Origin of the sequence: Bradyrhizobium sp., from assembly GCF_035652035.1 — a bacterium.
Classification (GTDB): Bacteria; Pseudomonadota; Alphaproteobacteria; order Rhizobiales; family Xanthobacteraceae; genus Bradyrhizobium.
In genome coordinates this window covers 1-13,110 of sequence record NZ_DASREO010000008.1, presented here as the reverse complement: position 1 = coordinate 13,110, position 13,110 = coordinate 1, and the positions used below count along the sequence as shown (strand labels likewise).

General features: G+C 62.0%; 12 protein-coding genes and 1 pseudogene. 5 read left to right on the top strand and 8 right to left on the bottom strand.

Features of this window, described 5'->3' with window-relative positions:
- Positions 1-43: 43 nt before the first annotated feature.
- The 3 genes from VFB05_RS02685 to VFB05_RS02675 form a co-directional block, all read right to left on the bottom strand.
- Positions 44-1,363, bottom strand: a complete 1,320-nt coding sequence (locus VFB05_RS02685; RefSeq protein ID WP_325008496.1) for a homoserine dehydrogenase — start codon at positions 1,361-1,363, stop codon at positions 44-46.
- Positions 1,364-1,418: 55 nt separating this feature from the next.
- Positions 1,419-2,639 (bottom strand): LL-diaminopimelate aminotransferase, encoded by a 1,221-nt coding sequence (locus VFB05_RS02680; protein ID WP_325008494.1) that lies wholly within the window; start codon positions 2,637-2,639, stop codon positions 1,419-1,421.
- Between the two features lie 199 nt (positions 2,640-2,838).
- Complete coding sequence (locus tag VFB05_RS02675) at positions 2,839-3,132, bottom strand: hypothetical protein (RefSeq protein WP_325008492.1); 294 nt, start codon at positions 3,130-3,132, stop codon at positions 2,839-2,841.
- A gap of 279 nt (positions 3,133-3,411) precedes the next feature.
- On the opposite strand from VFB05_RS02675, the gene VFB05_RS02670 reads away from it, so the two are divergent.
- Positions 3,412-5,217, top strand: a complete 1,806-nt coding sequence (locus VFB05_RS02670) for a class I poly(R)-hydroxyalkanoic acid synthase (RefSeq protein ID WP_325008489.1) — start codon at positions 3,412-3,414, stop codon at positions 5,215-5,217.
- Between the two features lie 155 nt (positions 5,218-5,372).
- On the top strand, positions 5,373-5,771 hold the full coding sequence (locus VFB05_RS02665; RefSeq protein ID WP_325008694.1) for an MAPEG family protein: 399 nt from the start codon (positions 5,373-5,375) through the stop codon (positions 5,769-5,771).
- Between the two features lie 24 nt (positions 5,772-5,795).
- Here VFB05_RS02665 and VFB05_RS02660 read toward each other — a convergent pair whose 3' ends face one another.
- From VFB05_RS02660 to VFB05_RS02640, 5 genes are all read right to left on the bottom strand, one after another.
- Positions 5,796-6,395 (bottom strand): class I SAM-dependent DNA methyltransferase, encoded by a 600-nt coding sequence (locus VFB05_RS02660; RefSeq protein ID WP_414643138.1) that lies wholly within the window; start codon positions 6,393-6,395, stop codon positions 5,796-5,798.
- Entirely contained in the window at positions 6,395-7,438 is a 1,044-nt protein-coding gene (argC, locus tag VFB05_RS02655) for an N-acetyl-gamma-glutamyl-phosphate reductase (RefSeq protein ID WP_325008485.1), read from the bottom strand. The genes VFB05_RS02660 and argC (VFB05_RS02655) overlap by 1 nt, the downstream gene beginning before the upstream one ends.
- Positions 7,439-7,593: 155 nt before the next feature.
- Entirely contained in the window at positions 7,594-8,574 is a 981-nt protein-coding gene (gene argC, locus VFB05_RS02650; protein WP_325008483.1) for an N-acetyl-gamma-glutamyl-phosphate reductase, read from the bottom strand.
- The gene (locus VFB05_RS02645; protein ID WP_325008481.1) at positions 8,571-9,236 is read right to left on the bottom strand and encodes an FMN-binding negative transcriptional regulator; all 666 of its coding nucleotides are present in this window, start codon (positions 9,234-9,236) and stop codon (positions 8,571-8,573) included. The genes argC (VFB05_RS02650) and VFB05_RS02645 overlap by 4 nt, the downstream gene beginning before the upstream one ends.
- 246 nt (positions 9,237-9,482) lie before the next feature.
- On the bottom strand, positions 9,483-10,013 hold the full coding sequence (locus VFB05_RS02640; protein WP_325008479.1) for a DedA family protein: 531 nt from the start codon (positions 10,011-10,013) through the stop codon (positions 9,483-9,485).
- 187 nt (positions 10,014-10,200) lie between these two features.
- Here VFB05_RS02640 and VFB05_RS02635 point away from each other — a divergent pair, with 187 nt between their 5' ends.
- From VFB05_RS02635 to VFB05_RS02625, 3 genes and pseudogenes are all read left to right on the top strand, one after another.
- Positions 10,201-10,536: a hypothetical protein gene (locus VFB05_RS02635; protein WP_325008692.1), complete on the top strand. Its 336-nt coding sequence runs from the start codon at positions 10,201-10,203 to the stop codon at positions 10,534-10,536.
- Between the two features lie 107 nt (positions 10,537-10,643).
- The gene (gene parE / locus VFB05_RS02630) at positions 10,644-12,698 is read left to right on the top strand and encodes a DNA topoisomerase IV subunit B (protein WP_325008477.1); all 2,055 of its coding nucleotides are present in this window, start codon (positions 10,644-10,646) and stop codon (positions 12,696-12,698) included.
- A gap of 217 nt (positions 12,699-12,915) precedes the next feature.
- Positions 12,916-13,110: pseudogene (locus VFB05_RS02625) on the top strand (porin family protein); the annotation flags it as partial.

The following is a 13,110-nucleotide window of genomic DNA, read 5'->3' as shown; positions in this document are numbered from 1 at the left end:
CTTCACTTGCAGGCTTTGTGTCAGCGCTGGTTCGACCTGCATTTCAATTCTTCTCGATCCGGATCACCTGCGGACGCCCGCTGATCACCTTGTCACGCTGCACGGCGTCGAGCGCGCGGTGTACCGCGTCCTCGCTCGTCGCGTAAGTGATCAGGATGACCGGCACCGGCGCAGCTTTTCCCGCAGTTTGCACGGCGTCAACGCCGTTGGCATGACGCTGGACAATCGATTCAATGGAAATTTTTTGTTCCGCAAGCCGCGTCGCGATGGTGGCGGCCGTGCCGGCGAGATCCCGCGCCATCAGGCGGATGTAATAGCCGCCCTCGTGCCGCTCCATCGGCGCCTTCTCGATTGCACGCAATCGCTCCACGGGACGCCCGAACGGCAGCGCCCGGACGCCGCGCGCCACATCGGCGATGTCGGCGACGACCGCGGAGGCGGTCGCCGCGCCGCCCGCGCCCGGGCCAACCAGCGTAATGGGGGGAATGCCCTCGCCGTCGATGGTCACCGCATTGGTGACGCCCATGACCTGCGCGATCGAGGACGTCTTGGGCACCATGGTCGGATGCACGCGCTGCTCGATGCCTTTTGCGGTGCGTACCGCGACCCCGAGCAATTTAACGCGGTAGCCGAGCTCGGCTGCGGCGCGCAAATCCTCCGGCGCAATCGAGGAGATGCCTTCGACATAGACCGCGCTCTGCGACACTTTTGTGCCGAACGCGAGACTTGCGAGGATGGCGAGCTTCTGCGCGGTGTCGTGGCCATCGACGTCAAACGACGGATTGGCCTCGGCATAACCGAGACGCTGGGCATCCTTCAGACATTCGGCGAACGAAAGCCCCTCCTGCTCCATCCTTGTGAGGATGTAGTTGCAGGTGCCGTTGAGAATGCCGTAGACGCGATTGACTGCGGTGCCCGCAAGCCCCTCGCGCAGCGTCTTGACGACGGGGATCGCAGCGCCCACCGCCGCCTCGAAATTCAGCGCAGCCCCGGATTGCTCGGCGGCCTTGGCGAGCTTGAGCCCATGCTTGGCGATGAGCGCCTTGTTGGCGGTCACGACCGATTTTCCGCCCTTCAGCGCGGTCTCGATTGCGGACAACGCCGGCTCGCCCGCGCCGCCCATCAGTTCGACGAAACAATCGACATTGGGATGGCTCGCAAGCTCAAGCGGGCTTTTGGCCCATTCGACGCCTTGCAGGTCGAGATTCCGTTTCTTGGCTTTTGAGCGCGCGGTGACAGCGACCACGCGAACACCGCGGCCGCAGCGCGCCGAGAGCACCCGGCTCTGCTGCTCGATCAGACGGACCACTTCGGCACCGACGGTGCCGAGCCCCGCAATACCCACTTTCAGGGGTGCGACCATGACTTAGAAAAACCTGCCGGAAGGTCGCCCGCGCGAAAAGCGCGGGCAGCTGATGTTAGCGCCGGTTGGCGAGAGGAACCACGTTGTGCAATGTTTCGATGCCGCTTTCAAGGAAGCGGCGCACCCCGCGAGCGGCCTGGCGGATCCGCTGCTCGTTTTCCACCATCGCGATGCGGACAAAGCCCTCGCCGTGCTCGCCAAAACCGACGCCGGGCGAGACCACGACCCCGGACTTTTCCACCATCAGGGTCGCGAATTGCATGCTGCCGACGCCGCGAAAGGCTTCCGGCAGCGGCGCCCAGGCGAACATCGAGGCCTCCGGCGGCGGAATGTCCCATCCGGCGCGGCCGAAAGATTCGACCAGCGCGTCCCTGCGCTTGCGATAGGTATCGCGCATCTCGCGAATGCAATCTTCGGGACCATTGAGAGCCGCGGTGGCCGCGACCTGGATCGGCGTGAAGGCGCCGTAATCGAGATAGGATTTGACCCTCGCCAGCGCCGCGATGATTCGCTCGTTGCCGACGGCAAACCCCATGCGCCAGCCTGCCATCGAAAAGGTCTTCGACATCGAGGTGAATTCGACTGTCACGTCGATGGCGCCGGGGACCTGCAACACCGAGGGCGGCGGCTTCTTGTCGTCGAAATAGACCTCGGCATAAGCGAGGTCGGACAGAATGAAGATCTCGTGCTTTTTGGCAAACGCCACGAGATCCCGGTAGAAATCCAGATCCGCGACATAGGCCGTCGGGTTCGAGGGATAGCAGACAACGAGCGCCAGTGGCTTCGGGATCGAATGGATGATCGCGCGCTCGCAGGCCTCGAAAAACTGCGGCGTCGGCTCCGACGGGACCGATCGGATCACGCCGCCGGCCATCAAAAAGCCGAAGGCATGAATCGGGTAGCTCGGATTGGGGCACAGCACCACATCACCGGGCGCGGTGATCGCCTGGGCGACGTTGGCGAAACCCTCTTTCGATCCCAGCGTGGCGACGATCTGGGTCTCGGGATTGAGTTTGACGCCGAAGCGCCGATCGTAATAGGCGGCCTGGGCCCGGCGCAGGCCGGGAATGCCGCGCGAAGCGGAGTAGCGATCTGTGCGCGGCTTGCCGAGCGTCTCCTTCAGCTTGTCGAGCACATGGGCCGGCGTCGGCAGGTCCGGATTTCCCATGCCGAGATCGATGATGTCTGCCCCGGCATTGCGCGCGGCCGCCTTGGCCCGGTTGACCTGTTCGAACACGTAAGGCGGCAGACGGCGGATGCGGTAAAACTCTTCCATGGGACCCTTCAACTCCGGTAACCCTTGAGAGGACAAAATTCAGATTCGCGCATGCCCCCTCGCAGGCACTCTTGCTTCTGCCTACAATCCACATAAAATCAATTACTTAGTGAGATGTAAGGCTGAAGTGGTTTAAGCTTCGTCCCAACTTTCCGGGATCAGCTCATCAATTCTAGCACGGCCCAAGCGACACGCGCGATTATTTCGGGGCCTGGGCTTGAGCCTGGTTCTGCGGCTGGTTTTGATCAGCCGGTTGACCCTGGCCTTTGGCTGCTGCAGCGGAAGCCTGATGGTCGCGCGCGGTGACCAGTTCTTTCTGGACCTTGGCGCGCTCGTCCGAATCCATGACGGCTTCCTCGCGCGCGGGCGGCAGTGCATTCACCGGCAAATACGCGTTGGTTTCTTTGGCCCTTGTATCGGATGAAGCGCTGCCGATCGGCATTTCGGCGATCGACGTGGAACAGCCGCCAAGCGCTATCGCCGCGAGCAGCAACGTCGCCCCGGCCAACGCTCCGATTTGCCGCTTCCCCGACACATCCATCCTTGAACTCATCAGCGCCGACACAATTTGACCAAACAGGTTTCCGGCGCTCAATCCATTGTCACCCGAAATCTGTAAAGGCCAAACAAGAAACCGGGCCTCCTAGGCCGCAATAAGACAGAACCATCAGAAATATCGCAGTGCAACAGCAACTTTTCGCGAGTTAACTGCCTATTTTTCAGCGCCGATCTCGTCGGTGACGAAGTTGAAACGAAGCTATAGTGTTGCCGCATGACAAGCGTGACCTCAGAAGTCCAGAGTGAGACCAAGTTCAACGCCGAAGCTTTCGCGATGAATATCGCCAAGGCGATGGAAAGCGGCGGTCAGGCGCTAGCGGCCTATCTGAAGCCGGCTGCGTCCGGCGATGTTCAGGACAAGCCTCCGAACGAGGTCACCGAACTGGTCAAGACGTTCAGCGCGGTCGCCGAATACTGGCTGTCGGACCCCGATCGATCCAGCGAGATCCAGACCCGGATCGGCAAGGCCTATCTCGATTTGTGGGGCAATTCGGTGCGGCGGCTTGCCGGCGAGGAGGTGACGCCCGTCGCCGCGCCCTCGCCGCGCGACAAGCGGTTCGCCGATCCCGAATGGAAGTCGAACCAGTTCTTCGATTTCATCCTGCAGCTCTATCTGCTCACCGCGCAGTGGGCCAACGACCTCGTTCGCGACGCCGACGGCCTTGATCCGCATACGCGCAAGAAGGCGGCGTTTTACGTCCAGCAACTCACGAATGCGATGGCCCCGTCGAATTTCGTGCTCACCAACCCGGAGGTGCTGCGCGAGACATTGACCTCAAGCGGCGACAATCTCGTCCGCGGCATGAAGATGCTGGCCGAGGACATCGAGGCCGGCCACGGTACGCTGCGGATCCGTCAGTCCGATCCGTCGAACCTCGAAGTCGGCGTCAACATGGCGACGACGCCGGGCAAGGTGATCTTCCAGAACGACCTGATGCAACTGATCCAGTACACGCCGACGACCGAGAGCGTGCTGCGGACCCCGCTTCTGATCGTGCCGCCCTGGATCAACAAGTTCTACATTCTCGATCTCAAGCCGGAAAAATCCTTCGTCAAATGGTGCGTCGATCAGGGCATCACGGTGTTCGTGATTTCCTGGGTCAACCCGGACAAGAGTCTCGGAGAAAAGACCTGGGACGACTACATGAAGGAAGGCCCGCTCGCCGCGATGGACGCGATCGAGCGCGTCACCGGCGAGATGAAGGTCCACACCATGGGCTATTGCGTCGGCGGCACGCTGCTGGCGACCACGCTGGCGTGGCTTGCCGAAAAGCGCCGCGTCCGCGTGACCTCGGCGACGTTCCTGGCGGCGCAAGTCGACTTCACCCATGCCGGCGACCTGCTTGTGTTCGTCGATGAAGACCAGATTTCGGCTATCGAGCGCGACATGCGCGCCTCCGGCGTGCTCGAAGGCGCCAAGATGGCCATGGCGTTCAACATGCTGCGATCAAACGACCTGATCTGGTCCTACGTCGTCAGCAATTATCTGAAGGGAAAGCAGCCGTCGTCGTTCGATCTGTTGCACTGGAATTCGGATGCGACGCGGATGCCGGCAGCCAACCACTCCTACTACCTGCGCAACTGCTACCTGGAGAATCGGCTGTCGACGGGAAGCATGGTGCTCGACAACACCTTGCTCGATCTTTCGAAGGTCAAGGTGCCCGTCTACAACCTCGCCACCCGCGAGGACCACATCGCGCCGGCCGATTCCGTGCTTTACGGCTCGCAGTTTTTCGGCGGGCCGGTGAAATATGTGCTGTCAGGGTCGGGTCATATCGCAGGCGTCGTCAATCCGCCCGCGGCCGGAAAGTACCAGTACTGGACCAACGACAAGGTCACGGACACGACGCTCGCCGATTGGATCAAGGGCGCGAAGGAGCACAAGGGTTCATGGTGGCCGGACTGGCGGCAATGGCTGGAGACCATCGACCCCGAGCAAGTGGCGGCGCGCGAAGTCGGCGCCGCGGCGCTGCCGGCGATCGAGGACGCGCCCGGCAGCTACGTTCGCGTCCGCGCGTAGCGCTGCCATCATCATTCAGGTATAAGCATGAGCGGATCGTGCGCTGGTGCCCACCTTCCGAAGTTCGTGTTACACCTCGTGTGGTGCAGGAACTTCAAACAGGCGGCACTAGGATCGATTTGCATTAGCAGGGGGAAAAGATGACGCCTGGATTGATGACGCCCGAACTGTTCTGGCTGACGCTCACGGTGATTCTGACAGGCTTGTTGTGGGTCCCCTACATCCTCAATCGAATCACGGTTCGTGGCCTGATGGGCTCAATGGCCAATCCGTCTCGTGGCGACAAGCCGCATTCGGAATGGGCGAACCGTTTGATGTTCGCGCACGACAATGCGGTGGAAAACCTCGTCGTGTTTGCGCCGCTGGTCCTGATCCTTGCCGAGCTCGATTATTCGACGAAATGGACGGTCTACGCGACCGCGATCTACTTCTGGGCACGGGTGGCGCATCTCATCGTCTACACGATGGGCGTGCCGGTGTTCCGCACGCTGGCGTTTACCGTCGGCTTCTTCGCACAGGTCGTGCTGGCGCTCGCGATCTTCAAAATCGTCTGAGGAGCGCCGCCGACGTCGGCGGCCTCAGCCCTTGCGCATGACGAAATGCAGCATGGTGGCCGGCGCCCCGTCAAAGCTCTTGATCTCGCTCGTATCAAAGCTGACCGTCTGCCACGGCCCCGCCTCGGCGTAGGTCGCGCGAAGCCAATCCGCCGTGACGTAACTGTAATAGCGGCCGATGGAATCCCGACCGTCTCCGTCGCCCGCCTTGTAGCTTGCATAAAACAAGCCGCCGGATTTCAGCGCGCGATGAATGCGCCCGAGAATTCCGGCGAGTTCGTCTTTTGGCACATGCAACAGACAGGCGTTGGCCCAAACGCCATCGTACGCATCGCTGTCGTCCAGCTCGTCGAACCGCATGGTCGCAACAGGATGATTGAGCCGCTTTGATGCGATCGCCGCCATTTCAGGCGAGCCGTCGGTGGCGCGCAGCGCAAAGCCCCGCGCCAGCATTTCGGCGGCGTGATTGCCGGCGCCGCAGCCGAGTTCGAGAATTGAGCCGCCTTCCGGCAACAATCCGAGAAAGCCGATCAGCCGCGTCGACGGCGCTTTCGCCCACGCCGCATAGGATTCGGCGTTATCTCGATAAAATTGCAGCGTCGTCTCGTCCACAATCGCCTCCATCATGGAAATAGCGCGATCTGCTCAAGTCCTGTGGCTTCAGGCCAGCCGAACATCAGGTTCATGTTCTGGATCGCCTGCCCTGCCGAACCTTTCACCAGATTGTCCAGGGTTGCAATGACGACGGCGCGGCCCTTGATGCGATCAGGGAATACGCCGATCTGCACATGGTTCGAGCCGCGCACGTTCTGGGTCCGCGGGATCGCGCCGTCCCTCGTGACATGCACGAACGGCTCACCCCGATAGGTCTGCTCCAGCGCCGCACCTAGGTCCTCCACTGTGCTCCCATTGAGCCTGACGTAACACGTGCAGAGCTCGCCCCGCGCCATTGGCACCAGATGCGGCGTGAAGTTCACCGTCACGGCCGCACCCGCAACAGCGCTGATTTCCTGCTCGATCTCGGATGAATGCCGGTGCGTGCCGATCGAATAAGGCGACAATCCCTCGCCCGCTTCCGAGAACAGCGAGGCCATCTTCAGTCCGCGGCCCGAACCGGTGACGCCCGATTTGGCATCGATCACGAGGTCGTGGGCGTCGACGAGACGAGCCTTCACCAGCGGCAGCAACGCCAGCAGCACCGCGGTCGGGTAGCAGCCGGGACAGGCGACGAGGCGCGATGCGGCGATCTTCTCGCGGTAGAATTCGGTGAGGCCATAGACCGCCTCATCCTGCAGATGCAGCGCGCGATGCTCATGGCCATACCAATGTGCGTAGGCGGCCTTGTCGCGCAGCCGGAAATCCGCGGACATGTCGAGGACCTTGATCGCGGGATTGGCCGTCAGCACCGCGGCAATGATCCCCTGCGTGGTGCCGTGCGGCAAACCGCAGATCACCGCATCCTGTTTCTTCCAATCGACGGCTTCCCACTCGGTCAGATCAGGCAGGTCCGGCGCAAAGAAATGCGGAAACACTTCGTCGATCGCCTTGCCGGCATGGGTGTTGGCGGTGAGCGCAGCGATCTCGACGTCAGGATGCCGCACAAGCAGGCGGATGGCGTCGGAGCCGGTGTAGCCGGACGCGCCGAGCACGGCGACTTTCTTCTTCATGCTGATATCCCCTTCGTTGACGTGTGAGTTTCATTCACGATCGGCATCGACATGCGGCGGCGATCTGCCGCGAGGCAGCGTCACGCTTGCGGCGCGCCGCCGCAGTGTTGATTTTGGATTACCCTGCCCGGGCCTGGTCGGCGGCGCCGGCCGCCTCAGCCGTCGGCAAGCCCCAGCATCAGGCGCATGTTCTGCACGGCCGCACCTGACGCACCCTTGCCGAGGTTGTCGAGCCGCGCGACCAGAACCGCCTGGCGGTGCTTGTCGCTCGCAACGACGTAGAGCTCGAGCATGTTGGTGTCGTTGAGGGCCTCCGGCTCGAGCTTGCCGCTTTTGACTGCCGCATTGTCCAGCGGCATCACCGAAACATATCGGGAGCCGTCGTAGCGTTTGGCGAGCGCCGCGTGCAGGTCGGCGCCGCTGACTTTTCCCTTGAGCTGGTCGAGTTGCAGCGGCACCGAGACCAGCATGCCCTGCCGGAAGTCGCCGACCGACGGCACGAAGATCGGCCGGTGCGTCAGACCAGAGTAAAGCTGCATCTCCGGCAAATGCTTGTGCTCGAAGCCAAGACCGTAAAGGAAAAACGACGGCGCATGGCCGCTCTCGAAATCTTCGATCATCGATTTGCCGCCGCCGGAATAGCCGCTGACCGCATTCACAGTGAGCGGATAATCCGACGGAACGAGACCGGCATCGACCAGCGGCCTGATCAGCGCGATCGCGCCGGTCGGATAGCAGCCGGGATTGGCGACCTTCCGCGACGTCCTGATCTTGTCGGCCTGGCCGGGCGCAAGTTCAGGAAAGCCATAAGCCCAGTCAGGCGCAGTCCGGAACGCGGTCGAGGCGTCCAGGATTTTCGGCCCGGCCGCACCCATGCCGTCGACCACCGCAACGGTTTCGCGTGCGGCCTCATCCGGCAAACAAAGAACGACGAGATCGACCTCTTCCATCAGCGCGCGCTTGGCACCCGGATCCTTGCGCTTGTCTTCCGCAATCGCCTTCACCACGACGTCGCTCTGCAACCGCAGCCGCTCGTTGATGCCAAGGCCGGTCGTGCCCGACGCGCCGTCGACGAACACAGTAGGCTTCGCTTTGGCTGCGGAAGCCTTGGGCTGGCTGGTTTCGGAAAGGCTCATGGCACGTTCCTTTCGAGCTTCTCTTGATTTGCAAAGGCCTGTGGCCGCGCTTTTCGCATCAGATCAGCAATCTGTTGCGAACCCGTGTCGGGTCGCTGCGCCATTGCGGCCGCGACCGCCGCATAGTCGGCTTCGGACTTATGCTGGTTCAACTTGAAGCTACCCTCGACGTCCTGCACCGTCATGACAAGCCCGACAATCGCTTTCTTCATCGTCTCCAGCCGCGCCGGCGTCATCTTTGCCGACGTCCACGGCTTCTTCGGCAACAGCCAGTTTTCGAATTTCGCGCTCAACGTATCGATCTGAACGGCCAACTCCTCGTCCGACAGTACCCTTACCGGGCCTGTCAGGTGGACCGACTGATAGAGCCAGGTCGGCACCTGATCGGGCGAGACGTACCAGTCGGCCGATACATAGGCATCGGGACCGCTGGCCGCGAGTAGCCACGGCGTTGTGCCGTCCGCGAGCTTCGCCAGCGGATTGCCGCGCGCGACATGAAACAGGACCTGGAGCGCGCCGTCATCGGCATGGCGCAGGTAGAATGGCAGTGAAGAAGCGATCGGGCGTGCGCCGTTCCATGCGCAAACCATGCCGAATCCGTGCTCTTCCGCAAACTCAAGGCTTGCGGTGCGATCCTGTTTGAACAGTGGAGGCGTATACATCTCAAACTCCTGCGTGGCTCTGCTTCGTGGCTCCGTATGAAGCCGCCGGGATCAGATGCGCTGACAGGAGAGCATGCCGCGGATCGGATCCGGCGGCAAAGGCGATGATCTAAACGCGAACGATCGCCCATACCGCGGTGGCGCGGCGGCGGCGATAGGCCAGGAATGTGGTCATGGCGTTGATCATGGGGCTGCGGCTATAAGGCCGCAGCTTCCCGCCGTCAAGGATTTCCGCGAATTAACCGCTCAAACCAGGCGCAAAACCCATTCGACGATTCTGGCGATCACGTCGCCGAACAGCAAGAGCGCCGCCGACCAGATCAAGGCCGAGACAAAATTGGCGATCTGGAACGACCAATACGGCATCTCGAAAATGCCGGCGGCAAGCGGCACCGACGCGCGCAGGGGTCCGAAAAACCGGCCGATGAAAATGCTCGGCACGCCCCACCTTCTGACGAAAGCCTCGCCGCGCGGCAGGATTTCCGGATAGCGCGACAGCGGCCACATCTGCGCAACGTGCTCCTTGTACTTGTAGCCGAACCAGTAGGAGACCCAGTCGCCGAGCGCCGCACCGACACCGCCGGCGATGCAGAGCGGCCAGAAACTGATGCCGCTGACGCCGATCAACGCGCCGATCGCCACCAGCGCGCCCCAGGCCGGGATGAGCAGCGAAATGAACGCGAGCGACTCCCCGAACGCGAGCAGAAGCACGATCGGAGCAGCCCAGGCCTGATGGTCGCGCACGAAATCGGCCAACGTGCGCGTATATTCTTCCATTCAAATAGGCCTTTCGCGGCAAATGAGCTGTCTAAAACGGCCCGTTTAAGCTGGCCGGACCGACAACATCAAGTCACAATGACCGCAAACGCAAGGTCAAAGCACGCTCAGTTGATCTTCAATTGCTGGCTAATTTGAAGCGGGGACGAACCACATGGTTGATTCATTGATGATGCGCGCGGGCGTCATGTTCTTGATCGTCGGCATGGTCTGGGGAATCGAGATGGGGGTCCGACAGGAATTCTCCCTCGCGCCGGCGCACGCCCATTTCAACCTCATCGGCGGCGTTCTCCTGTTCGTGTTCGGCCTCTACTATCGAATGGTGCCTGCGGCCCGCGACCATGCGCTGGCGAAATGGCAGGGCTTGCTGCAGTTCATCGGCGCGATCCTATTTCCCGTGGGCGTCGCGGTCGTCATCAAAAAAGGCGAAAGCTTCATTGTCCTGCCGATCATCGGCTCACTGATCGTGCTGACCGCCGTTGCCCTGTTTGCGCTGATTGTTTTCCGCACCTCGCGGGTCTGAAGATCAGGCGGGGCGCTCCCCTTACGACGGTCACTTTTAAAGGCCATCCGTGGCATAGTCGGTCCAAGGCCGATTCGCCGCGCCATCCCCACATCACCTGAAGAAATATGCCTAAGCCACTGAAATCTAACGCCAAAGCAAAGCCATCCAACGACCTCTTCGAAGCCGCACCGAAAGGCCGCGCAGCCGCGAAGGCCGCCTCGCGACCCAGCAGCGCTGAAGCTGGCTACACTGCTCGCGACATCGAAGTCCTCGAGGGGCTCGAGCCGGTCCGGCGGCGCCCCGGCATGTATATCGGCGGCACCGACGAGAAAGCGTTGCACCATCTGTTCGCCGAAGTCATCGACAACTCGATGGACGAGGCGCTGGCGGGACATGCGACCTTCATCGAGGTCGAACTTGGCGCCGACGGATTCTTGACCGTCACCGATAATGGCCGCGGCATCCCCGTCGATCCGCATCCGAAATTTCCGAAAAAGTCTGCACTCGAAGTCGTGATGTGCACGCTGCATGCCGGCGGTAAGTTCGACTCCAAGGTCTATGAGACCTCGGGCGGCTTGCACGGCGTCGGCGTATCCGTCGTCAACGCACTTTCGGCGCGGCTGGAGGTCGAGGTCGCGACCGGACAGCAGCTTTATCGCATGGCGTTCGAGCGCGGCCATCCCAAGGGCAAGCTCGAGGAGCTCGGCAAAGTCCACAATCGCCGTGGCACCAAAGTCCGCTTCAAGCCCGATCCGGAAATTTTCGGCGCCAAGGCTACGTTCAAGCCGCAGCGCCTGTTCAAGATGGCGCGTTCGAAAGCCTACCTGTTCGGCGGCGTCGAAATCCGCTGGAGCTGCGACCCGTCCCTGCTGAAAGGCATCGAGGACGTTCCGGCCGCGGACAGCTTTCACTTTCCGGGCGGCTTGAAGGATTATCTGGCCGCGGCAATCCACGCCGACACGCTGGTGCATCCGGATATTTTCTCCGGCAAATCGGGCCGCACCGGCGCGCATGGCGCCTGCGAATGGGCGGTGGCCTGGACGGCGGACGCCGACGGCTTCCTCTCATCGTACTGCAACACCATTCCGACCCAGGACGGCGGCACGCATGAATCCGGCATGCGCAGCGCTCTGCTGCGGGGCCTAAAGGATCACGCCGAGCGCGTCGGCCAGGGCAAGCGTGCAGCCTCCATCACCTCTGAAGACGTGATGGTGGGCGCTGCCGTGATGCTGTCCGTGTTCGTTCGCGAGCCCGAGTTTCAGGGCCAGACCAAGGACCGGCTTGCCACCGCCGAAGCGCAACGCATCGTCGAGCAGGCGATCAAGGATCCGTTCGACCATTGGCTGTCGGGCAATCCGTTGCAGGCGAACAAGCTGCTTGATTTCGTCGTCGAGCGCGCCGAGGAGCGATTGCGCCGCCGCGCCGAGAAGGAGATCTCACGCAAGACCGCGGTGAAGAAGCTGCGGCTTCCCGGCAAGCTCGCCGATTGCACCGACACGGCGGCGGAGGGCTCCGAACTCTTCATCGTCGAAGGCGACTCGGCCGGCGGCAGCGCCAAGCAGGCGCGCGACCGCAAGACGCAAGCCATCCTTCCCCTTCGCGGCAAGATCCTGAACGTGGCGTCGGCGACCAAGGACAAGCTCGTCGCCAATGCGCAGCTCGCCGACCTGATCCAGGCGATCGGCTGCGGCACCGGTGCGCAGTACCGCGAGGAAGATCTGCGCTACTCCCGCATCATCATCATGACCGACGCCGACGTCGACGGCGCGCACATCGCTTCGCTGCTGATTACCTTCTTCTACCGGCAGATGCCGCGGCTGATCGACGAGGGGCACCTCTTTCTCGCCGTCCCGCCGCTCTACCGTCTCAGCCACGGCAGCAAGACCTTTTACGCCCGCGACGATGCGCACCGTGACGCGCTGCTCAAGAGCGAGTTCAACGCCAATGCCAAGGTCGATGTCAGCCGCTTCAAAGGCCTTGGCGAGATGATGCCGGCGCAGCTCAAGGAAACCACGATGGACCCGTCGAAACGGACGCTGCTGAAGGTGGTGCTGCTGGCCGATGACCGCGAAGGCACCGCCGATTCGGTCGAGCGGCTGATGGGGACAAAGGCCGAGGCCCGCTTCGCCTTCATCTCCGACAAGGCTGAATTCGCCAATGAGGAGCTGCTCGACGTCTAGGGATTTCGAGCAGGCCCGGCCATTCGGTTGGGTGCGGTAGGATTTTGCTCTTTGTAACTGTTTTTTAAGGATTTTTTACCCCCAGGCATCTCGTCGATTTTGTCGTTTTCTGCCAGGTGTGCTCCCCTCGCCACAGCTTTTTGGCCAGAAACATTTATAAATGAGGCCAGAATCGAGATTGCGTCGCTGCGGCGCAAAACGCTGAAAGAGGTAGACGATGAAGAAGTTGGTGCTGGCATTGACCGCGGCCGCGGCGTTCACCGGATCGGCTCTGGCGGCCGACCTTCCCGCGCGCGCCCCCTACACCAAGGCGCCCGTGATGCCCGAGCCGGTTTATAACTGGACCGGCTTCTACATCTTCGGCGGCGCCGGCGGCGGCGTCTGGGATGCTGACAACAACAGCGTGAATGCT

Bases quoted from the DNA above. Each gene is read 5' to 3' on its own strand.
- parE (WP_325008477.1), top strand. From the start codon at position 10,644: ATGCCTAAGCCACTGAAATCTAACGCCAAAGCAAAGCCATCCAACGAC.
- argC (WP_325008485.1), bottom strand. From the start codon at position 7,438: ATGAAGAAGAAAGTCGCCGTGCTCGGCGCGTCCGGCTACACCGGCTCC.
- VFB05_RS02670 (WP_325008489.1), top strand. From the start codon at position 3,412: ATGACAAGCGTGACCTCAGAAGTCCAGAGTGAGACCAAGTTCAACGCC.
- VFB05_RS02660 (WP_414643138.1), bottom strand. From the start codon at position 6,395: ATGGAGGCGATTGTGGACGAGACGACGCTGCAATTTTATCGAGATAAC.
- VFB05_RS02680 (WP_325008494.1), bottom strand. From the start codon at position 2,639: ATGGAAGAGTTTTACCGCATCCGCCGTCTGCCGCCTTACGTGTTCGAA.
- VFB05_RS02665 (WP_325008694.1), top strand. From the start codon at position 5,373: ATGACGCCCGAACTGTTCTGGCTGACGCTCACGGTGATTCTGACAGGC.
- VFB05_RS02635 (WP_325008692.1), top strand. From the start codon at position 10,201: ATGTTCTTGATCGTCGGCATGGTCTGGGGAATCGAGATGGGGGTCCGA.
- VFB05_RS02685 (WP_325008496.1), bottom strand. From the start codon at position 1,363: ATGGTCGCACCCCTGAAAGTGGGTATTGCGGGGCTCGGCACCGTCGGT.
- VFB05_RS02645 (WP_325008481.1), bottom strand. From the start codon at position 9,236: ATGTATACGCCTCCACTGTTCAAACAGGATCGCACCGCAAGCCTTGAG.
- argC (WP_325008483.1), bottom strand. From the start codon at position 8,574: ATGAGCCTTTCCGAAACCAGCCAGCCCAAGGCTTCCGCAGCCAAAGCG.
- VFB05_RS02640 (WP_325008479.1), bottom strand. From the start codon at position 10,013: ATGGAAGAATATACGCGCACGTTGGCCGATTTCGTGCGCGACCATCAG.